Genomic DNA, 21657 nt, shown 5'->3' with positions numbered 1-21657 from the left:
GATCCATTTGATTTTCGGTCAGGCCCATACCTTGGTACCCTCGGTGCAGTTACGGCACATTTCTATTTCTGACCTGGAGCGCAGCAGCGAAGCCCGGAACTTGTTATAGCCGGCCCCACGCCATACTTTCCGGAAAGATAAACTTTTCAGGTCGCCCATACGGTATTCGGCATCTTTATCGAAGCAGCAGGGCACCACCAGGCCATCCCAGGTAATAACGCAGGAGTGCCACATTCTCCAGCAATGGTTCAGCAGCTTATTTTTGATCGAGTAGCTCCCGTCGCCGTTGTTTTTGTAGCGGGAGTAATAGTCGATGGTGGGGATGAGCGGTGAGCCCTGGCTGTAATCATAGATCTGTGCTGTTTTAAAGACCACCTCATCCACGCCCAACTCCCGGGCCAGCTGCTTTACGTCTTCCAGCTGATGCTCGTTTGGGCGCACCACCAGGTACTGAAACATGATGTGCGGCGTGCGGGACTTCAGTTGCTTTTTCCATTTCACCACATTGCGCGTACCCTCCAGTACCTTGTCCAGTTTGCCGCCTACCCGGTAAGCAGCATAGGTTTCCTGTGTGGTGCCGTCTATGGATACGATGAGGCGGTCCAGCCCCGACTCAACTGTCTTGCGGGCGGTTTCATCGTCAAGGAAGTGGGCGTTGGTAGAAGTGGCCGTGTAGATACCCTTGTCGGAGGCATACTTTACCAGCTTCAGGAAGTTTTTGTGCAGAAAAGGCTCTCCCTGGAAGTAGAAAATAAGATAGAGCAGGCGCCTATGCAGCTGATCAATGGTCTCCTTAAAGAACTCGTCCTGCAACATGCCGGTTGGCCGTGTAAAGGAGCGAAGGCCGCTGGGGCACTCCGGGCAGCGCAGGTTACAGGAGGTGGTAGGCTCCAGCGAAATGCTCAGCGGATCGCCCCAGTGCACTGCTTTGCCTGTTACCCGCGACACGATGTAGCTGCCCACCACCTGCATTGCGTTCAGCACGCGTAGCGGTGTCAGCTTTGACATAAAATTCAACCCGTCAGTCAGGCGTGGCTTCATCAAGGGCTTTGTAAGTATAAACTGTAGCAGTACGCTCTTTCTTATAGGACCAAATGAGGTCAAAATAAAGGGGCAGCCGCTCTGGCTGCCCCACTAAATTATACTTTACGGGCTTAATGCCCAAGTATGGCTTGCTTAATATCGGAATAAAGCTTTCACGTTGTTGCCGTCATTCACTTCAGACAAGCCATTGTAGCTGCTGATGAACACCTTACCTCCCTGCGCCAGTGTTTTGATCGCTGCCAGGTTGATCAGGTCGTCATCGCCGCGGTGGTAGGTGTCGTGTACTACGGCTGTTGCGCTCTTGGCATCGTACGTACCCCATACCGGCTCACCCGGCGCTATAAACAGGGTATCCACCCGCCCATGTACGGCTTCTGCTGCCACGGTAGCAATATCTTCGGAAGTAACGCCGGTTCCGGCTACGTTCTCGTAACGCGCCAGCGAATCGGTATGGTTCTGCTGCATCAGTGGCCTAACAACGGCCAGCGCCTTCTCATGGATGCCATTGCCGTTTACTGCATCAGCGTTTTCGTTTATGTGGATATTCTGGGGAACTATGTTTTTATACTTGCTGTGGCTTCTGTAAAGGCTACAATAGTGGTCCACGCCAGCTAATACCAGCGGCTCATGCGCATCGTGCAGGATCTGCTGCAAACCGTTGTCTACTTCAATAACAAACTCACGTACCCGCTCGTGCTCTTCATCGCCCTTGGTGGAGCCTGGCCCATGAAGGATGTTTACACCGTTTACTGTTGATGTACCCGTATGATAATCCTGGTCATGGCCTCGTACTTCCGGGCTTAATGCCTTTGTCATCGTCTCAGGCACAAAAGAGCTGATATCTATCGGTCTGATCTTCTCGATGGTTGCCTCATAAAAACCGACTTTATCCCGGTTCAGGCAAAGTATAAAGAAGCGCCCGTTCTGGCTCAGAACAGGGAGGATCGGCGTAAAATAAAACTGGTCCAGCACATACACCATTTCCGGCATCGCGATAGGAAGTGTAAAATGCTGAGAGAAGCCTTTTGTAATAAACACGGCCAGGCCTTCGCTCTGGTGACGCCAGAAGTTGTTATCATCCAGCAGCTCTTCTGCAGGCTTCAGGTATTCTTCAATTTCGGCGTCCGGAACATCGTGCCTTTCGAGCAGCGTTCTTGCTTCGCGTATTTTGTTCTTGAAGAGTTTACTATCCTGACCGTTCAACACTTCTGTACCGTTGCGGTGTGTAGGAATGTAGATGGATATGCACAATCCATTCTGTACATTCAGCAGCTTCTCAATGTCCTTTTTACTGATTAACGCCATATCATTACAAGTTTAAGTAGTATTTACATACAATAAATCCTATCCCTTGCTGCCCGTCTGGTAGCTCAGGGATAGGAGTTTTTATTACGCAGCAAACAATGGAACAGTTATTTTACTGCTGTATATGGCAGCTTTCAGGGAAGGGCATAAAACACAAACCGCCTGCCCGGGTACAATTCCGGAGCAGGCGGTTCGGATTTAATAACATATGAGGTCTAGCGGACGGAAGCACTACCCGTAGTCAGGTGCCGGGTAATGTCTTTTTCGATCTCACGGTCTGTTGGTCTCCTGGGCTTTACGCTGATAAAGGCACCTTCCTCGTCTATTAGAAAGTATGCCGGCACATCCTTCAGTTCGTATTGTTTTACCAGGTCGGCATCAACGCTGCTTTGATACAGGTGCACCCCCTGCAACTGCCTTGTTCTTACCATTTGCCGCCAGGCCTGTTCGTTATCGTCGATGGCTACGTTCAGGAACACCACGTTACGACCGGCAAACTTTTTGGATAGTTCCTGCTTGTGCGGAAGATCAACCATACAGAGGCCACAGTTGGTGCGCCAGAAGCTCAGGTATACCAGGTTACCCTTGAAGTCGCTGAGCGATACTTTCTGCCCGTCGATGTTGGTCAGCATAAAGTCCGGGGCAGGGCTGCCGATACCAAACTTTTTGTTGATCGCGTGCAACTTGCCTAAGTAGGCATCTACCTCGGGTTTGTTGTAGTTGGCACTAAAATCCAGCAGCAGGGCTTCTGTATACTGTACATGGCCTTTTTGGACGGCCTGCTTCAGTATCTGGGCAAGCGCCAGCGTACGCACTTCGCCCTGCAGCTTCTGCCGGGCCAGCTCGTAACTGGCTTTATAGTATGTTTTGTCAGCTTCCTTGTAACCCGCAGACTGAGCCATGAATGTAGTGTAGTTGCGCAGGAAAGTGATAAAAGAAGGGCTCAGGAGATTAACAGGGTTTTGCATATCCAGCTCATCCAGGAAACTGTAAAACCCGGCACCCGGCTTGATAACAGCATCGTTTATCACCACGCGCTCCCGCAGGCCGGCATAGGTCAGCTTATCGTTGGCATAGCTAAACGCAATTTCTGCCAGTAAGTAGGCTTTGAATTTTTCGGAAACAGGTTTCTTGTCGGTTAACTTTTCCAGAAAATCGAGTTGATCTTCTTTGCGGGCATCCAGAAACACGACAAACTCTTTTTCACGAAGCTTGATGTTGTCGGGCAGCACCTGGTAATCTTCCTCCTCATCGAAGCGGCTCGTGTATTGGCTCAGGAGGTTGTTTTCATTTGCTCCTTTGCCCTCGAACTTGATGGATTTGAGAAACTTATCGCCGTTAAACGTGAGGTTCAGTTCATAGCCTGGTTCCAGGTACACCGGCATCACTTCTTCGCCGTGCACCAGTTCTACGATACCTGCTTGGGTAACAGGCACCTCCAGCTCGAACTTTCCTTCGTTGAGCTTCACTACTGTCTGTACTTCTTCCGGGATGAGCGGCGAAGGGTAGGAGGCAAGGATGACTTCTTCGGAAAGGGGCTTTTGGATTTTTCCTTTGATAATGGCTTTGTTCTGCGCAGAAAGATTTTGCACCACCAGCAAAAAAGCCAGTGGCAGCAGGAGCTGCAGTTGTTTCATAGGTAAAGCGGGTAGAATTTTGTTATATACTTTCGATTAAATTAGTCCAAAAATTACCGGCTTCCGGAGCCGTAGCCAAAGCCACATTTCCGGTTGCCAGCACGTTGAACATTAAGTATATAGTTAAAAATTCCAAGTTCCCACTATTCCTGTTATTTTATGAGAATCAGAAAAGAACTTCCTGTTTAAAGTACAAAAACTATCCAAAAAGGGCACCGAAAACTTCCTCAAGCCGGCCAAATGCATGGATGTTGATGGAAAATTTGCTCAGGTCTACTCCCTTCTTGTTATACTTGGAAATATAAATATCCCGGAAGCCAAGCTTCTCTGCCTCGCTGATGCGGTTCTCAACCCGGTTTACGGCTCTTACCTCGCCACCCAAACCTACTTCTGCGGCAAAACAGGAGGTGGACGGAATGGCCATGTCCTCGAAAGAAGAAAGTATGGAAGCGCACACCGCCAGGTCCAGCGCCGGATCTTCTACCTTCAGGCCGCCGGCAATGTTCAGGAACACGTCCTGTGCACCCAGGCGGTAACCGCCCCGTTTCTCCAGTACGGCCAGCAGCATGTTCAGGCGCTTGCCATCGAAGCCAGTACTGGTGCGTTGCGGCGTACCATAGGTAGCCGGGCTTACCAGGCTCTGCACCTCGATCAGCAGGGGCCGGTTGCCTTCCAGTGTGGCGCCAATGGCAATGCCGCTGAAAGCATCTTCGCGCTGCGAGATCAGGATCTCGGAAGGGTTGCTCACTTCGCGCAGGCCGGAGCCCAGCATCTCGTAAATGCCCAGTTCGGAAGTAGAGCCAAAGCGATTCTTGGTCGTGCGTAGGATGCGGTAGGTCATGTGACGGTCGCCTTCGAAGGTCAGCACGGTGTCTACCATGTGCTCCAGAATCTTTGGCCCTGCTAGGTTGCCCTCTTTGGTGATGTGCCCGATCAGGAACACCGGGGTGCCGCTTTCTTTGGCAAATTTCAGCAGTTCTGCCGTACACTCGCGCACCTGGCTCACGCTGCCTGCACCTGCCTCTATAAAGGAAGAGTGCAGCGTCTGGATAGAGTCTACCACCAGCACCTGCGGGCGCAGCAATTCAATTTGCTTGAAGATGTTCTGGGTACCCGTTTCAGTAAGTATAAAACAGTCGGATGTCTGGGCCAGCAGGCGCTCGGCGCGCATCTTTATCTGCTGCTCGCTTTCCTCGCCACTTACGTAGAGCACGCGCAACCCGTCCAGGCTCAGGGCAATCTGCAGCATCAGCGTCGATTTACCAATGCCCGGTTCACCGCCGATCAGCACCATCGAACCCGGCACAATGCCGCCGCCCAGTACGCGGTTCAGTTCCTGGTCTTTTGTCTGTATGCGTGATTGTTCCTGGTACGAGATGTCGGCAATAGGCTTGGGCTTACTGGCAACCTGTGCCGAGCTGCTGCCCACTTTCCAGACGCCGGTAGGCGTTACCTCCTCGCGCTGTACTACTTCTTCTACATAGGTATTCCACTCGCCGCAAGCCGGGCACTTACCAATCCACTTGGCAGATTGGGCGCCACAGTTCTGGCAGAAATAGGATGTTTTTATTTTGGCCATACTACGAAGATACGCATTTTTAAGGGATTTCTGGAGTTTTTGAAAGGTGGAAACAGGTACTTTTTCTTTTACAAAATTGCAGGCAAGTATAAATAAAATGCTATATTTTGATAGCTTGCAGTACTGTACTATACTCTTAAATTCCATGAACCCATTACGGTATACTTTCCTGTGCCTCCTGCTGATGAGCTTTGCAACTGTTCAGGCACAAAAACAACAGCGAGCTTATCTCATCACGGCAGCTTCCGACACGCTCCGGGGCGAATTGTTAAAAGAGAAACCTAGCGACATGCTGAAGAAAGTAATGTTTGGTAAAGAAGGAGTTTTTAAAACATATACTACTACAGAAGCAAAAGGCTATGGCATAGAGGACGGCCTCCGGTTTGAAGCCAAAGAGGTGCTTGTAGATGAAAGAAAACAAACCGTATTTCTGCAGGTGCTGGTAGATGGCCCGGTTAAACTATACTACGCCAAAGATCTCCATCCTGCAATCAAGTATTTCGTGCAAAAGCAGCAAGAGCCTGTAATGCCGCTTCATCAAAGCTACTATACCGGTACACTCTCCACGTTGCTCACAGACTGTGAAGGTATCAAACGTCAAAAATATAAGTATGCCTCTTTCAGCCTCTCAAATCTGGTAAACAGCTACAACAACTGCCACTATGCGGGGCAAAAAAGCGAAGTACTGATAAAGCCTGCAAAAGTAATGACCTCCTGGGGGGTGCGGGCAGCAGTCCATACTTCCAGGCTCAGGTACGTTGATGAAGCCGAAGCTCCGGAAAATCATACGTTTGATGCAGAGCCCGGAGCGACTGCCGGTATATTTGTTAACATTGGCGTTGCCGGCAAAAGGCTGTCGCTGCAGCCGGAGCTCCTGTACACAACCCGGACAGCAGAAAGCACCTACCGCTATACCAGCAAAGTTGCGCTTGATTATGAAAGCCACATCCAACTTCAGGCACGCTACCTGCAAGTGCCTGTTCTGCTGAAGTATAAACTGAGCACCCGCAAATTACAGCCTTATGTAAATGCCGGTTTGAACTATGGACTGGCGCTTTCTAAAGATTTCAAAAAAACAGTTACCTACGAAACCGGTCATACTTCCACTACAGAAATGACTCTGGACAACTATACCCTTGGCTACGTAGCAGGAGCAGGCCTGCAACACCAACTCTCCAAACGAAATGCTGTATCGCTGGAGCTTCGCTTTACCCGCGACCTAGCCAATAGCAACCACGTGTTTAAGAAAATTCATTTTGATACCTGGCAAATAGCAGGTGGCTTCACCTTTTAGAAATTCTGCTGACGCTTAAAGCAACAAGGGCGCTGTCTTCTAAGATCAGCGCCCTTTCTGTGTAAGTATAACGTAAGCTAATTAGCTGCTCAGCTGTTTCTCCGCAACTGCCACCGCCTCCTGTTTAAAGTATACTTTGAAGGTGGTGCCTTTGCCCAGTTCGCTGCTTACTTCAATGCTGCCGCCGTTATTTTCAATAATGCGCTTTACAATGTAAAGGCCGATACCGGTACCCTCCACGTGGGTGTGCAGGCGCTTGAACATAGAGAACAACTTGTGCTGCTGTTCTTTCTTAATGCCAAGGCCATTATCCTGCACCCGTAACACCACAAAGTCATTCTCCTGGTAGGTATCAACCAGCACCTGCACCGGGCGCTCCGGCGACCTGTACTTGATGGCATTGGATACCAGGTTGTAGATGATGCTGCGCAGGTTCTTACGGGCGTATACAATACCTTCTACCTTGAAATCGACATCGATGCGGGCACCGGTATCCTTTATCATGGCGTCGATATCCGAGGTGACATCTTCCAGCACTTCCTCAAACACAAGCGGCTCCTGCTTCGATTGCAGGTCTTTCTGCACTTTGGTGATCTCGGCCAGGTCGGCTACAGTTTGCTTCAGCTTTTCGATCGAGTTGCCAACCATGTCCAGCAGCTGGGCATCTTCCGGCACCAGTTTGTCCTGCAGAATGTCGCGCAGGAGGGAGGTTAAGCCTTCCATGTTCGCGATCGGCGACTTCAGGTCGTGCGATGCGGTGTAGACGAAGTTATCCAGGTCGTTGTTGATGCGTTGCAGTTCATCGTTCTTCTTGCTGAGCTCGTCGTTGATGGTAGAGAGCTTTTTACGGGCTGTCACCAGTTCTGTCACTTCCACGGCAAAGATAAGCACGGCTTCTACCTTGCCATGGCCGTCCATCAGAGGCTGGTATACCAGGTTGAAGTAACTTGTGCTAAGCTCCCCGTCGCTGTTGCGGTCGATAACAGAAGGCACCTCCTTGCCTACAAAAGGCTTCCCTTTCTCAAACACATCGTCCAGGCGCTCGTAAAAGCCTTGTCCTTCCATATCCGGGTGCGCCTCGCGCAAGGTCTTGCCTACCAGTTGCCTGTTGCCATACAACCTGCGGTAGAGCGGGTTAACCAACACGTACTGCTGGTCCGGGGCACGTACCAGTGCCACCAGGGCAGGCACTTCCAGGAACAGCTTCTGCAGCAGCTCGGCATTCTGTTTTACCTTGCGCTCGGCTTCTTTTATATCGGTAATATCGATGATGGTACCGATATGGCCCAGGAACTCACCTTGCGCACCAAAACGGGGGTTACCGGTTGTTACAGCCCAACGCAACTGCCCGTCGTGGCGGCGCAGGCGCATTTCTAACCGGAAAGCCGTTGCCTGTGCACGTGCCTCTTTGTAAACAGACTCGAAGTAGGGCATGTCCTGCTTGTCGATGGCCTGCAGCCAGCCGAAGTTGAGGCTTTCTTCCCAGGTTTGCCCGCTGAAGTTCTGCCATTGTTTGTTCACGTACACACTTTGGCCCCAGGCATCGGCCATCCAGATCTTTACCGGAGCATTGTCAGCCATTGTCCTGAAACGTGCCTCGCTTTCCAGGATGGCCTGCTGCGCGCGTTTTTCTTCGGTAATATCCCGCACTTCGATGATGGTGGCCGTAGGGAGGCCGTTTTCCATAATAGGGCGCGTAGCGCAGGATACGTTGAAGAAGGTACCGTCTTTCCGGATAAAAACATCCTCGTGGTTACGCAAACTGATGTTAGCCGGTACCGACGTTACGAGCGCACATTCCTCTTCCGGGAAAGGTCTGCCATCGGGGTGCGAATGGTGAATTGCCTCGTGCAGGGGCAGTTTCTTCATCTCCTTCAGGGTATAGCCGGTCATTTCCTCTGCAGCCGGGTTCATGAAGGTACAGTAGCCATTTACATCCAGTATAAAAATGGCTGCTGTGGCATTATCGGTAATGGTTTGCTTCAGGCGGTTGGAACGACGCGTATTGGATAGCGACCAGATAATGAAGAACATCAGGAAACTGATGATACTCCCGCCCAAAAGTATAAAGTAGGGTAGCTCCAGGTCGGATGAACGCCCCAGCGTTGGCTTTGCAGTGCTGTAAACGCGCCAGGTGTTATTGCCGATTGTGATGGTTTTTAATTTAGCATAGCGCCTTTTTACAGCAGCGTGGTAGTATAGTGTGGTATCTGTGCTGTACAGCAGGGCATCTTTGTTCAGGCTGGTGCCGTCGTATACTTCTATGTCCAGGTCGTTGAAATCATCCCCCAGAATAGAAGACATCAGGTCCTTAGCCCGGAAGGGGCTGTACACAAATCCTCTTATCAGGCGCTGCCGGTCCTGAATAGACTCCGGATCGGCATTGTTGCGGTAGAGGGGCAGGTAGATCAGGAAGCCAACCTGCTCATCTTTGCCTGTTTCCTGCACCAGGCGCACCTTGCCCGACATGGCAGGCTGCTTGGTATCGCGGGCCATCTGCATGGCAGAATTACGTACAGACTCGCTGAACATATCGAACCCAAAAGCACGTAGGTTACGGCCGGTGAAGGGCTCCAGGTATAAAATAGAAGTATAAGCTGTTCTCTTTCCTTCCGGTTTAACGGTATAATCCGGGTAGCCTTCGCTCCGCACCTTGTTGATATGACTTTTCAGCTCATCAGGCCGGATGTAATGCGCGTAGCCGATGCCTTGTATGCCGGGGTATTTCTTCTCGATCTCAAGTGTTTCGTAATATGTGCGCCAGTCCTTTCGCTCTACGCTATCAGACGCAGTAAACATGGCTTTGGCTCCCATCAGAATCTGCACGTAATCGCGCATGCGCAACTCAATCGCTTCGGAAGCCTGCTCTGCCCTCAGATCAAAAAGCTTCGCCACGCGTTCCTGTGCTTTCTTCTTTGTTTCGGCATAAATAAACAGGGTAAGAAGGAATATAAGCAGGAAGGATGCAATTGCTATGTAGTAGTCCCGGACGAAGAGAGCCAGCTTGGCAAATTTCATGTCTAGTAAATTAATGTCAGTCTAAAAGTACAATATGCTAAGACCGGACATATCGTTTTATGAATATATTTCAAATATAATAAAAAAGCCAGCATAACCAAGTAACCGTACTTCGGCATTCTTGTTTCGGCACCATTCCTGATCGCACTTATCCGGAATCTGGAAGTTGGAAATGAACGTGCAATATGTTACCTTATTTCTTTGAAAATGGTGTAACACGTTTCCTTTGGAAAGCATTCAAACCTGGCAGCAAATATGAGAAATATGCAACAATGGTTCGATGAATACGGCCACAGCCACCAGAACCCGACAAACAAGCTCATTCACTGGATATGCGTTCCGGTCATCTTTTTCAGCATTGTAGGGCTACTGGCCAGCATACCAAGCGATTCGATCAAAATGATGTTTCCGCCGCAGCTACAGCCGTTCGTTCACTTTGGCACTGTGGTTGTCCTGCTGGGGCTGCTGTTTTACCTGCGGCTCTCGTTTACCATGTTCCTGGGGATGGCGCTGGTCAGTGGGCTGGTGCTGCTGGGCGTACGGGCGTTGGAGGAGTGGGGCACGCTGCCGCTCTGGGCTACCTGCCTGCTGCTGTTTGTGCTGGCCTGGATCGGGCAGTTCTACGGGCACAAAGTGGAAGGCAAAAAGCCGTCGTTCTTTAAAGACCTGCAGTTCCTGCTGATCGGCCCGGCCTGGCTTCTTGGTTTTATTTACAGGAAATTAGGTATCCCGTATTAACTTTGCGGCTCAGATACCTCTTTTATGATCGATATAGTAAAAAATCTTCTGATCGGTTTCTTCGCTGTTGCTGTGCTGCTGCCGGTTGTCCGGTTTGCGCTCCGTACCCTGTCGCCGGCCCGCAACGCTGAAGTGCTGAGCAACGAAGACACCAAGTATATCCAGAAAAAGGAGTGGCGCCTGATGATCGCTTACTTTTTCTTCGCCACCGTTCTGTCTGTTTTCGGAGCGGGTGCTTTGGCCATGCTTTCCAGTATCCTGCACATGTCTAAAGAGCACATGTTCGTGCTTACGCCTAATTTCAGTGCTCTTTTTGCACCGGGCCTGCTGCTGGGCCTGACACTGGCACTGCTGCCCCTGCGCCTGGCGCAACGTGCCCTGCTGGGTTATGATTACGACCTCTACAAAACCTTCATGCGCCAGCAGGAGGGGGAACGCTCCAACAGAGCCTACGCGATACTGCTTGTCATCATGCTGCTGATCTCGGGGATTGTAGCATGGTTTGCCTTGCAATGGCACGTAACCATAGACGAAAAGCAGCTCCAGATCACGAACCTGCTGCAGCAGGAGCGCACCTACAACCTGCAGGACATCACTAAAATACAGCACCTGGGCCACGAAGGGCAGTACCTGGTAGATTTTAACGACGGCACCAACCTCAACACTACTTACCTGAAGCCGGTACAGCTGGAGATGATCGCGCTGCTGGCCGAGCGTTCGGGCCACAGGGTTATCCGCTAATCAATTATACCTTCAGACACTGCTGTACAGGCGCGTACTTCCGTTGCGTCTTGTATCTTTGCGCAGTTTTTCCGGAAAGTATAACGATGAAGTATAAATTGCTGCTGCTTGCGCTGCTATGGAGTGTGGCGGCAACCGCACAGAAAAATGCCCTTACAGTAGCTGAGCTAAGTATAACTGCACCCGTTTCTGTAGAGAACCCGCAACCAGCCAAACCCCAGGACGGCCTGTATTTTTATGGCTTTCAGAAAGGCGATGTGGTGCTGGTGAACGTGGAACCAGAGAAGGCTGGCCAAACCATAAATCTGGAAGTGCAGGACTTTGCTTCGGGCTCGGTAGTGTATAGTTCTAAAAGTATAAAAAAGGTAAAAGACCTGCGCCTGACGGTGCCGCAAAAGGCTATTTACCGGTTTATACTTACATCCGCTATCGGCAACCCGCTGGCAGCACACTTAAGTATAAAACGCCTGCCTGCCAACGACGAGCTCCGCCACTTTAACCCCAACATCACCTGGAAAAACATAGCCGACACCACCTGGACAACTGCCTCTGAAAAAGTACTTGTTAAAGGTGAACTTACGCCTACTACATTGATAGACAAAACCTTCCGGGTAGCATCGATGGCCAACCTGAACCCAAGCCGCGTTTCAGTGCCGTTTAAACTGCCGGCAAATACCGTGCACTGGGTTTACTGGGTAGGCGTGGGACAGCAATCAGTAGAAGACCTGAAGAACATGACCAAATTAATAACGAAAGGTGCTTCTGTAGTGGCTTCTACGGTGGTTAGCCCGGTTGTTGGTTTTGGGTTAGGTTTGCTGCCGAGCCTGCCACAGGTAGCAGCCAGCGGCAACATCGATTATTACTTCATGAACAAAGCCTCGGCAGATAAATTTGTGGCCGATGAAGAAGGCTGGAAACCTTATACGTTCGCACAGGGCACCGGCATTGTCTCCGACTACAAAAAAGTATCGCTTTCCGAAACGCCTAAACCTGCAGACGGCACCCTTTACGCCACTTTCCGGAACAGTAACACCGTTACCGGCCTGGATATAACGCTTAAGATTGTAGCCTTTGAGCAGGAAAAGAAGTATGTAACCCGGCAGGTACGCAAACCAGCTAAAGTAGAGCAGAAATTGGTGCCGGTTTTTGGAGAGCAGTAACTACAGTTCTGAGTCCCGAATTCTGAGTCTTGAGTTGTTTTATACTCAATTGTCATCTCGACGATAGGAGAGATCTGTTTGAGACAATAGTTGTACAAGATTTCTCCCGAAGGTCGGAATGACAAAATGGGAGAGAAATTACAAACAAAGTATAACTCGAGACTCAGAACTCAGAACTCTAAAAAGTTTTGTAATTTACGGCCGACAATTTTGATCCTTTAAACCAAACATAAATCGATATGCAAGTTCGCGTAGAGAAAGACACAATGGGCCCTGTTGAGGTGCCTGCAGACAAATACTGGGGCGCCCAGACACAGCGCTCAAAAGAGAACTTCACGATCGGTGGTCAGCTGATGCCGAAGGAAGTAGTTGAGGCTTTTGCTATACTTAAGAAATCGGCTGCGCAGGCTAACGCACAACTGGGCGTACTGGCGCAGGACAAAGCTGATATCATTTCTCAGGTTTGCGACGAGATCCTGGCTGGCCAGCTGGCTGACCAGTTTCCGCTGGTAGTTTGGCAGACAGGTTCGGGTACGCAGTCTAACATGAACGTGAACGAAGTGGTGGCTAACCGCGCACACGTATTGCTGGGTGGCGACCTGATGGACGAGAAAAAGAAGATTCACCCGAACGACGACGTAAACAAGTCGCAGTCTTCTAACGATACCTTCCCGACAGCCATGCACATTGCCGCTTACAAGAAAGTGGTAGAGCACACGTTGCCATTGGTGCAGAAACTGCGCGACACGCTGAACAGCAAAGCAGAGCAGTTTATGGATGTGGTGAAGATCGGCCGTACGCACCTGATGGACGCTACACCGCTTACACTGGGCCAGGAGCTTTCCGGTTACGTAGCACAGCTGGACTATGGCATGAAGGCGCTTCGCAACACGCTGGAGCACCTGAGCACATTGGCGCTTGGTGGTTCTGCAGTAGGTACCGGTCTTAACACACCGGCTGGTTACGATGTGCTGGTTGCTGAGAAGATTTCTCAGTTTGCCGGCCATACGTTCATTACAGCTCCAAACAAATTCGAAGCACTTGCAGCACACGATGCTATCGTAGAAACTTCTGGTGCCCTGAAGCAACTGGCTGTATCGCTGATGAAGATCGCGAACGATATTCGTTTACTGGCTTCTGGCCCACGTTCCGGTATCGCTGAAATTCTGATCCCGGAGAACGAGCCGGGTTCTTCTATCATGCCAGGTAAAGTTAACCCAACACAGGCTGAGGCTATGACCATGGTTTGCGCGCAGGTAATCGGTAACGACGTGGCTATCTCGGTTGGTGGCATGAACGGCCATTTCGAGCTGAACGTGTTCAAGCCGGTGATGATCTACAACCTGCTGATGAGCGCCCAGCTGATCGGCGACGCCTGCGACTCGTTCGACAAACATTGCGCGGTAGGTATAGAGCCAAACACGGCCCGCATCAAAGAAAACCTGGAGAACTCGCTGATGCTGGTAACGGCGCTTAACCCGCACATCGGTTACGACAACGCAGCCAAGATCGCGAAGAAAGCGCACAAAGAAGGCACCACCCTTCGCCAGGCAGCTATTGCCCTTGGCCTGCTAACCAGCGAGCAGTACGATGAGTGGGTACGCCCAGAGGATATGATCGGCAGCTTGAAGAAGTAATAACATTATACTTTAACAGATACATTATACTTTAACAGATAAAGGAAAAGCAGCTCCGGAAGGGGCTGCTTTTTTGTTTATATACAAGTTCATGTAGCTTTTACTATATTTATACTTCAAATCGTAAAGCATGAACAGGCCGCAAACAATTCAGATTTTCTTACCAGATGGCTCACCTCGCAGCGTCAAAATTGCAGAAATCACAAATAGAGTTGTGAAGGCAGTTCTTGTTCCGAGAAATAAGTTAGAGTACATCGCTGGCAGAGATGAGCTAAAGAATGTCGGTGTCTATTTTCTGTTTGGTGAAAGTGCTGATAAAGCGAAGCCCATGGTATACATAGGCGAAGCCGAAGACTGCCTGGAGCGGATAAAGCAGCACAACAGATCAAAAGAGTTTTGGAACTATGCCGTTGTTATGGTTTCCAAGATCAATGCCTTTACTAAGTCTCATGCTAAATACTTGGAGCACATTGCAGTTGCTGAAGCCAAGGAAGCTAACAGGTTCGACACTGAAAACTCAGTTGTGCCGAATAAACCATTTGTAACTGAATCTATGGAGGCCGATTTACTGGATAGCTTTGATACTATCAAGATACTGCTCTCCACGTTAGGCTTTCCTGTCTTTGATAAGATCAGCAAAGAGTCCATCACTAAAAAAGAACTTCTAACGCTTAAAGGGGATAATCTTTATGCGGAAGGAGACTTGATCGACGATGGCTTCGTCGTTTTTAAAGGATCAGGACTAAAACTAAGTACTACTGCTTCTTGCCATGACTATTTAATAAACCTGAGAAAGAAGTTGATAGAAGAACAGATCGTGATGAATGTTGATGGCAATTATAAATTCATGGAAGATTATGTCTTCAATTCTCCAAGTACAGCAGGCGGTGTTGTATTAGGAAGAGCAACGAACGGCTGGACAAGCTGGAAGAACAAGAATGGAGTGACGCTTGATGAGTTAAAGAGAAAATAGCTCCCCGCTAGTGCGAGCTTGTAGCTCGTACTTTATTGTCACGATACAATATTACTATTTGCAAACTCGCGCCAGCACAGGGCGACTAAAAAGTGTCGTGTCCCGTTTATACAATTGTTAGCTGTAATTTAAGCTACCTTCGAAATTGCACATAAAAGAAGTGCTTAAATTCAGTAAGTATGATTGATTCAACCAATATTTGTTTGGCTTGTGGGTTGTGTTGCGATGGCACCTTGATTGGCTTTGTACAGCTTAGCCACGAAGAGTTGCCTGCAATAAGAGAATTAATGGATATTGAGGAGGCAAGTAGTGATGGGGTCTTTATTCAGCCCTGCAAAAAATATTGTGATGGCTGCTCTATCTACTTAGACAGACCAAAGCAATGTGCCAGCTATAATTGCGAACTTCTGGAATCTGTCCTACGAAAGGAACTGGATTTTACTTCGGCTATCGAAATAGTCGATGTGGCTAAACAGAGAAAGAGCGCTATTGAAGAAAAATTAGCGCTACTACCAATCAAGCTACAATCCCAATCATTCTACTTTAAAATGGCTGAGCTGAAAAAGCTGTATCAGAATAACCAGCATGAGTTAGCATCAACACAGGACTTCAAAGATCTTATAGCGGACATTAAGCAACTTGATGATCTGCTGTCAAAGGAATTTGGTGTCACAGTATTTTAAAGTAAAGATTATATCTTCATTAACAAGATCTTATACAATCACTTGTGTCCCACATTCCGAAAGTTTAGCAACAGTCCAACTTGTGGTTATACTTCTCAGCCATCTTTTAATTGGCTTTTTCAGCAACTGTAGTTCCACAGCCTAAAACCAGCCGCTGGTCTGGAACACCAACTATAAAACAACAAAAGCTACCGAAGTAGCTTTTGTAATCCTTTAGTAACTATAGCAAAAGTATAAACCTACCCAGCATTCGCAGTTCCTTTCAGCGCCTCTGCCACCGTCGCTTTCATGGGCGTAGTGGGGTGCCCGATGAGTTTGGAAAGTTGGCGGCTATCGTCGTACAAAGCGCCGTTTGATGCGGCTACATCCCAGCCGGCAATCGCTTGCGCCAAGCCTTCAGGCAAACCAAAACTGGTAAGGGCAGCAGCATAATCGGCTTTAGGCAGGTTTTTGTAAGGGATGTCTTTTCCTGATTGACGGGAGATTTCCGCAGCCAGGTCGCTGAGTGTAAAAGCTTCGTCTCCGGCCAGTTCATACACTTTACCTTTATGACCTTCTCCGGTTAAAACAGCAACTGCTGCCTCCGCATAGTCCGCACGGGCGGCTCCCGAGATCCTACCTTCGCCTGCACTGCCTATAAAAGCACCACCTGCAAGCGCACCCGGAATAGAGCCGGTATAGTTTTCGGTGTACCAGCCGTTTCGCAGGAGCGTGTACGGTATACCTGAGTTCTTCAAGTCTGCTTCCGTGGCACGGTGTTCTTCTGCAAGACTGATCGACGAGGTATCAGCGTGGAGTATGCTTGTATAAACGATCCATTTTACGCCGGCCTTCTTTGCAGCATCCGTTACGTTAAAATGCTGGGCAGCACGCCTTCCCACTTCACTTCCCGAGATCAGCAGTAACGTGTCTATGCCTTCCAATGCACGGTTTAGTGTTTCCGGCTTTTCGTAATCAGCTTCACGGGCTTCTATGCCCAGGTCAGAGGCTTTCTCTGTCGATCGCACCAGCGCTACCAGGCTGTCAGCAGGTACTTTGTCTTTCAGTTTGTTTACTACAAGGCGGCCCAGTTGCCCTGTGGCTCCAGTAATTCCTATTTTCATATGCTTGCTGCGTTTAGTTTCCGATCTATTCTGTACGAAAGTTAAAAGAACTAAGAGAAGCTACTATGGCTAAAGGTTAGCTCTTAAGCAATTGCGGAATATGTGGTTATACTTTACAGCTAGCTTTTAACAACTGTACTTATACTTGTGCAGGTTCATAACTTACTGCTATACTTTTCTACTGATCATGTACTCAAGCTGGATTAACTATAAACATTTTACTATATTAGTACTCCTATATACATCTGCTATGAAACAACTTTTACTCCTCCTGTCCATCGTCCTGAAATCGGCCCTACTACTTTCCTGCTCACAGGGGGAAGCAAAGCAAGAAGCCAAAGCTGCTGAACCTGAGGCAATCAGCCAAACAACCACGCCACCTGCAATCAAAGCGCACAGCGAACTAAACCGGGAAAAGCTTGTCAGTGAATGCGAGGCTTACTATGACGAGTGGGAAAGACTGAATGCAGGCAAAGTCGATCTCTTTGAGAAAAACATACTTGCCAAAGCCTTGGCTAACCCTGGGTTGCCGGAGCAAAACCGAAAGTTCCTGCTCGCCCTGAAGGAGTACCTGCGCCAACCGGTAACTGAGCAAGGCAAAACACTGGCGCCCCAGCAGCTTCTTTTTCCTGTTTTTAACCTGAACGAAGGCGAACTGGGCGTCATAAGTTTTCCGCAGTACGATACCAAAGACGAAACTTTCACCGACATATCAGTTGAGCGCACGATGCTGAACAGCCACCGCATTGCCACAACTACAGATCCGCATACTGAAACGAAACTGGTTTACCACAAGCAGGTAGCAGACTCTCTTTTCAAGCACCTAAACAAGACAGTATATACTTTCACAGACCAGAAACCAGTTAAAGCGGAGCTGCAGAACTTCGGATCATATACCGGCGAGTGCCTGGAATACTATAACTACCAGCTAAACCCCCAGCCCTACAGCCCCAGCGACAGAGTGATGATCGGGAGCAAGTATAACTTGGAGCTTACTTACAAAAACCAACCTGAAATTGACAAGCTGCATAAGGCACAATCTAAACCACAATGTTATGACTGCCCAACAAGTGAAGAGTTTACCAAGACCTTTGCTTCGCTTAAGGGAGTAGAGGGTTTATACTTTCCCGCTAAATAATGAATTAAAAACTCCCTCCAGAGGGCTGGTGATGAAAATGGGAGACAAAATCCTTTACCTGTGGTATGCAGAAGTAGACCTGGTAGGATGTCAGTGCATTTAGTTTAAGTATGGCCACCGAGCAACCACTCATCAACAAACCCTACCTGCTGGAGAAATTCCCCGGCAAAGGCGGCTGGACCTATGCGGCCATACCGGAGATAGCGCCGGATAAGCACGCGTATTTCGGTTGGGTTAGGGTGAAAGGAAGTATAGACGGCTACCAGCTAAAAGGCTACCACCTGATGCCGATGGGAAACGGTCAGCTTTTTCTGCCGGTAAAGGCGGAGATACGAAAGAAGATAAAGAAACAGGCAGGCGATTGGGTGCAGGTTATACTTTACGCCGACAGCACACCGCAGGAAGTGCCCGAAGAACTGCTGCTGTGCCTGAAAGACGAACCCGCCGCTTATGAGAAATTCCTAAACTGCACCGACAGCGAGCAGAAAGCCTTTGTAGACTGGATCTACTCTGCCAAAACCGACGAAACGAAAGTAGAGCGCATTGTTCAAACTATACACAAGCTGCTAAACCACCAAAAGCTGCACGACAGGTAATCGGAAGCGGTAAAAAGCTTTTAACCATACTTCTATAAAAGAAAAAGCAGCTAAGCTATAGGTTGGTGGATAACCAGAACTATGGCTTAGCTGTTTTTCAATCTAACGCAGGATAGGCTTTATACCTGCGGTATTAGTATTACTACATCAGATCAGTACAGTTCGTAAGCTGCAGCTTCCCAAATGGTATTTTCTGTTGCTTTTACCTGCATTGTTCCGTTCGAGGTCAGCGTCACATTTTTTAGTTTGTAGAAGCCGGCTTTTAAGTTTTTAGGGATGGTTAACCCTTCTACTTTTGCCTGTCCTGGTATGCTGCCTCCATCTCCGGTAGTAACCGTTTCAAGAACCTCAATCGACCTCATTGGGCAGAAGTACAGCACCATCTTATCACGGTTTTTCTCCAGACGCACAGGAGATAAGTTTGCAGTCACTGTTTCACCATGTGACAACTTTTCTTCCTGCATTCTCTTCTGCAACACCTCTGGCTGCGAAGAAGCTGTAATGATTACTTGCTTTGGTTCTCCGCCTCCTGAAGGTTGATCTTTTACACCAAACAAGTTTCTAAAGAAGGAAATCGGTTGAAAATTCATAGCACTTAGTTTTTGAGATGAAAAATAATTACATACAGGTTCTATTGACTTAGTCAATCATCAGGCTTATTTTGTACTTATCGGCTTAAGAATATGGCTTATTTGTTAGAGAACGGTGTTCCTCCCGCTCTTGTTCTTCCGAAGGGACTATAAGTGGCTTTGTATCAATTTTTTGATGTGAACGGAGCAAAAACAAGTGTGAAGCGCATCTTGTGTTATGAAAGAGAGCGGCAGCTTATGTTATACCCAAGAATAACTTTGCAGCGCTGGAAGTCTGGCGGCTCTCAGGCAAGCCTGCGGTGCAGGGCGACTTCTGTTAGCAAGCCTGCCACGGAAGAAGCTTAGACAATAGAAGAGCTAGATATGCCTGCCTGAAAAAAACATGCAACAGCTACAAGGAGGAAACCGGAAGGATGAAGGAATGTATGTGCCACTTCGTCACGTCAAATCTTTTTGGGCCTTTGTTTGTTCTGAGAAGTACACGTATAAAATCGCAATAACAGAAGTATAAACAAATGAAAATAGCAAAAGACCCATCAGAGTATAACAAGCTTACATCCGAGGAAGAGCGCATTATCGTGCACAAAGGCACCGAGTTTCCGGGCACGGGCAAGTACAATAACTTTAAAGGCGAAGGCGTATACCTTTGCAAGCGCTGCAATGCGCCCCTTTATACTTCCGAATACAAATTTGAGTCGCACTGCGGCTGGCCAAGCTTCGACGACGAAATAACCGGAGCCGTGAAGCGCATACCCGACCCGGATGGACGCCGTACCGAGATTGTTTGCGCCAACTGTGGCGCGCACCTGGGCCATGTGTTCGAAGGGGAGTACCTTACTCCTAAAAACATCCGCCACTGTGTAAACTCCCTGTCGATGACGTTTGTGCCGGTAGAAGATTTTGAGAAATAACGTATAGCAGCAGGGCATCTGCCTTCATGGCAACTATGTTCAGGCACAGAGGCAAGGTATCGGGTAACAAGCAGCAGGAGCGCGGCGTTTATACTTGCTCTGAGTGCGGCAACGTGTTGTTCGAAGCAGAAACAAAGTTTGATGTCGGCTCCGGCTTTCCCAGCTTCTGGTCTCAGGTAGGAGACAATGTAAAGCACAACCCGCTGAACACGTATGGCAGGCATCGCATACAGTTGCTGTGCAGCCAATGCGGGCAGCACCTGGGCCATTTGTTTGAGGATGCCAGAACACCAACCAACATGCGCTACTGCATCAATGCGGCAGCACTAAAACATACAGAAGTATAAAACAGGACATCCTGTTACTACAAATAAGATACAACCAATGGAAATAGCAACTTTCGGGAACGGATGCTTCTGGTGCACAGAAGCTGTTTTTCAACAACTAAAGGGTGTGGAAAAAGTAGAGTCGGGTTATGCAGGTGGCCATGTGGACAACCCCACCTACAAGCAGGTGTGCTCTGGCACTACGGGCCATGCCGAAGTACTGCAAATAACCTACAACCCTGATGTGATCAGCTACGAACAGCTGCTGCAGGTTTTCTGGGAAACACACGACCCAACAACCTTAAACCGGCAGGGCAACGACGTAGGCACGCAGTACCGCTCTGTTATTTTTTACCACAACGAGCAGCAGCGGCAGCTGGCCGAAAAGTATAAACAGGAACTGGATGCTTCCGGTGCTTTCGACGCCCCGATCGTAACCGCCATAGAGCCTTACAGCAATTATTACCCTGCCGAGAACTACCACCAGAACTACTTTATCAACAACGGCAGCCAGCCTTACTGTGCTTTCGTGGTGCGCCCTAAAGTAGACAAGTTCCGGAAAGTATTTAAAGACAAACTAAAGCCGGAGTACAGTTGATCGTGTTTCGTGTTTTGTGTTTCGTTCCTGATTTCCAACTTTCCACAACATTCGTAATTATTAATTCGTAATTGCTTGGACAGCTACTTCAAGAAACGCTACAACAGCTTCCGGTTCGCTTTTAAAGGCATCAATTCTGCTGTGCGGTCCGAGCCGCACATGAAGCTGCATGTGCTGTCGGCGCTGGGGGTAATCATAGCAGGCTTTGTGTTTGATGTAACAAAAACAGAGTGGTGCCTGCTGGCCGGAAGTATAGGCTTGGTGATTACAGCCGAGATATTTAACACTGCCATCGAAACGCTTACCAACCTGGTATCGCCCCAGCACAACCCCCTGGCTGGCAAAACCAAAGACCTGGCAGCAGGGGCCGTACTGGTGGCAGCTATCACAGCAGCTATAATTGGTCTGGTTATTTTCCTGCCTTACGTTATCGCTTATCTGCAGAGTTGATCTTTTCATCAAAGAATCTTAGCTATACGGTAACCCTGTACACTTCCTTTTCCTTCTCTCTAACTCATACTTTCAGGGCGATGATTCTTAACTGAATTATTATGTACCTTTGCGCCTTTAAAAACCGCCGCCACAA

At 48.8% G+C, this 21657-nt stretch carries 20 protein-coding genes; 13 read left to right on the top strand and 7 right to left on the bottom strand.

From position 1 onward, the window contains the following. Positions 1 to 18: 18 nt before the first annotated feature. The 4 genes from MJ611_RS05705 to radA form a co-directional block, all read right to left on the bottom strand. Positions 19 to 1041 carry a radical SAM protein gene (locus tag MJ611_RS05705; RefSeq protein ID WP_250428544.1) on the bottom strand — a complete coding sequence of 341 codons (1023 nt, stop codon included), beginning with the start codon at positions 1039 to 1041 and terminating at the stop codon, positions 19 to 21. 135 nt (positions 1042 to 1176) lie between these two features. Then, positions 1177 to 2349, bottom strand: coding sequence for a baeRF7 domain-containing protein (locus MJ611_RS05700; RefSeq protein WP_250428543.1), 1173 nt, complete (start codon positions 2347 to 2349; stop codon positions 1177 to 1179). Between the two features lie 215 nt (positions 2350 to 2564). Beyond that, positions 2565 to 3986, bottom strand: a complete 1422-nt coding sequence (locus MJ611_RS05695) for a TlpA disulfide reductase family protein (RefSeq protein WP_250428542.1) — start codon at positions 3984 to 3986, stop codon at positions 2565 to 2567. 199 nt (positions 3987 to 4185) lie between these two features. Beyond that, positions 4186 to 5565: a DNA repair protein RadA gene (gene radA / locus MJ611_RS05690; protein ID WP_250428541.1), complete on the bottom strand. Its 1380-nt coding sequence runs from the start codon at positions 5563 to 5565 to the stop codon at positions 4186 to 4188. Between the two features lie 145 nt (positions 5566 to 5710). On the opposite strand from radA, the gene MJ611_RS05685 reads away from it, so the two are divergent. After that, complete coding sequence (locus tag MJ611_RS05685) at positions 5711 to 6859, top strand: porin family protein (protein WP_250428540.1); 1149 nt, start codon at positions 5711 to 5713, stop codon at positions 6857 to 6859. Between the two features lie 81 nt (positions 6860 to 6940). On the opposite strand, the gene MJ611_RS05680 is transcribed toward MJ611_RS05685, so the two are convergent. Beyond that, the gene (locus MJ611_RS05680) at positions 6941 to 9877 is read right to left on the bottom strand and encodes a CHASE domain-containing protein (RefSeq protein ID WP_250428539.1); all 2937 of its coding nucleotides are present in this window, start codon (positions 9875 to 9877) and stop codon (positions 6941 to 6943) included. A 255-nt stretch (positions 9878 to 10132) separates the two neighbouring features. On the opposite strand from MJ611_RS05680, the gene MJ611_RS05675 reads away from it, so the two are divergent. From MJ611_RS05675 to MJ611_RS05650, 6 genes are all read left to right on the top strand, one after another. Further along, positions 10133 to 10615: an Mpo1 family 2-hydroxy fatty acid dioxygenase gene (locus MJ611_RS05675; protein ID WP_250428538.1), complete on the top strand. Its 483-nt coding sequence runs from the start codon at positions 10133 to 10135 to the stop codon at positions 10613 to 10615. A gap of 24 nt (positions 10616 to 10639) precedes the next feature. Continuing rightward, entirely contained in the window at positions 10640 to 11356 is a 717-nt protein-coding gene (locus MJ611_RS05670) for a hypothetical protein (RefSeq protein WP_250428537.1), read from the top strand. Between the two features lie 86 nt (positions 11357 to 11442). Beyond that, complete coding sequence (locus MJ611_RS05665) at positions 11443 to 12516, top strand: hypothetical protein (protein WP_250428536.1); 1074 nt, start codon at positions 11443 to 11445, stop codon at positions 12514 to 12516. A 239-nt stretch (positions 12517 to 12755) separates the two neighbouring features. Continuing rightward, a complete protein-coding gene (gene fumC, locus MJ611_RS05660) occupies positions 12756 to 14153 on the top strand; it encodes a class II fumarate hydratase (RefSeq protein ID WP_250428535.1) in 1398 nt (465 codons plus the stop codon). A 130-nt stretch (positions 14154 to 14283) separates the two neighbouring features. Next, on the top strand, positions 14284 to 15126 hold the full coding sequence (locus MJ611_RS05655) for a GIY-YIG nuclease family protein (RefSeq protein ID WP_250428534.1): 843 nt from the start codon (positions 14284 to 14286) through the stop codon (positions 15124 to 15126). A 179-nt stretch (positions 15127 to 15305) separates the two neighbouring features. Beyond that, positions 15306 to 15809, top strand: a complete 504-nt coding sequence (locus tag MJ611_RS05650) for a YkgJ family cysteine cluster protein (RefSeq protein WP_250428533.1) — start codon at positions 15306 to 15308, stop codon at positions 15807 to 15809. A 239-nt stretch (positions 15810 to 16048) separates the two neighbouring features. Here MJ611_RS05650 and MJ611_RS05645 read toward each other — a convergent pair whose 3' ends face one another. Beyond that, the gene (locus MJ611_RS05645) at positions 16049 to 16912 is read right to left on the bottom strand and encodes an SDR family oxidoreductase (protein ID WP_250428532.1); all 864 of its coding nucleotides are present in this window, start codon (positions 16910 to 16912) and stop codon (positions 16049 to 16051) included. Positions 16913 to 17162: 250 nt separating this feature from the next. Between MJ611_RS05645 and MJ611_RS05640 the strand changes: the two genes are divergently transcribed. Further along, on the top strand, positions 17163 to 18050 hold the full coding sequence (locus MJ611_RS05640; RefSeq protein WP_250428531.1) for a hypothetical protein: 888 nt from the start codon (positions 17163 to 17165) through the stop codon (positions 18048 to 18050). A gap of 110 nt (positions 18051 to 18160) precedes the next feature. Next, complete coding sequence (locus tag MJ611_RS05635) at positions 18161 to 18646, top strand: YdeI/OmpD-associated family protein (RefSeq protein WP_250428530.1); 486 nt, start codon at positions 18161 to 18163, stop codon at positions 18644 to 18646. A 152-nt stretch (positions 18647 to 18798) separates the two neighbouring features. Here the strand turns inward: MJ611_RS05635 and MJ611_RS05630 are convergent, their stop codons facing one another. Next, positions 18799 to 19236: a hypothetical protein gene (locus MJ611_RS05630; protein ID WP_250428529.1), complete on the bottom strand. Its 438-nt coding sequence runs from the start codon at positions 19234 to 19236 to the stop codon at positions 18799 to 18801. Positions 19237 to 19751: 515 nt separating this feature from the next. Between MJ611_RS05630 and MJ611_RS05625 the strand changes: the two genes are divergently transcribed. The 4 genes from MJ611_RS05625 (at position 19752) to MJ611_RS05610 (ending at position 21521) form a co-directional block, all read left to right on the top strand. Continuing rightward, entirely contained in the window at positions 19752 to 20147 is a 396-nt protein-coding gene (locus MJ611_RS05625; RefSeq protein ID WP_250428528.1) for a methionine-R-sulfoxide reductase, read from the top strand. Between the two features lie 35 nt (positions 20148 to 20182). Beyond that, positions 20183 to 20494 (top strand): peptide-methionine (R)-S-oxide reductase, encoded by a 312-nt coding sequence (locus MJ611_RS05620; RefSeq protein ID WP_250428527.1) that lies wholly within the window; start codon positions 20183 to 20185, stop codon positions 20492 to 20494. 37 nt (positions 20495 to 20531) lie between these two features. Further along, positions 20532 to 21071: a peptide-methionine (S)-S-oxide reductase MsrA gene (msrA, locus tag MJ611_RS05615; protein WP_250428526.1), complete on the top strand. Its 540-nt coding sequence runs from the start codon at positions 20532 to 20534 to the stop codon at positions 21069 to 21071. A 75-nt stretch (positions 21072 to 21146) separates the two neighbouring features. Continuing rightward, positions 21147 to 21521 (top strand): diacylglycerol kinase family protein, encoded by a 375-nt coding sequence (locus tag MJ611_RS05610; protein ID WP_250428525.1) that lies wholly within the window; start codon positions 21147 to 21149, stop codon positions 21519 to 21521. Positions 21522 to 21657: the final 136 nt, after the last annotated feature.

Origin of the sequence: Pontibacter ruber (genome assembly GCF_023630205.1) — a bacterium.
Classification (GTDB): Bacteria; Bacteroidota; Bacteroidia; order Cytophagales; family Hymenobacteraceae; genus Pontibacter; species Pontibacter ruber.
The sequence above is the reverse complement of the archived record's forward strand: the minus strand, read 5'-3'. Positions and strand labels throughout refer to the sequence as shown.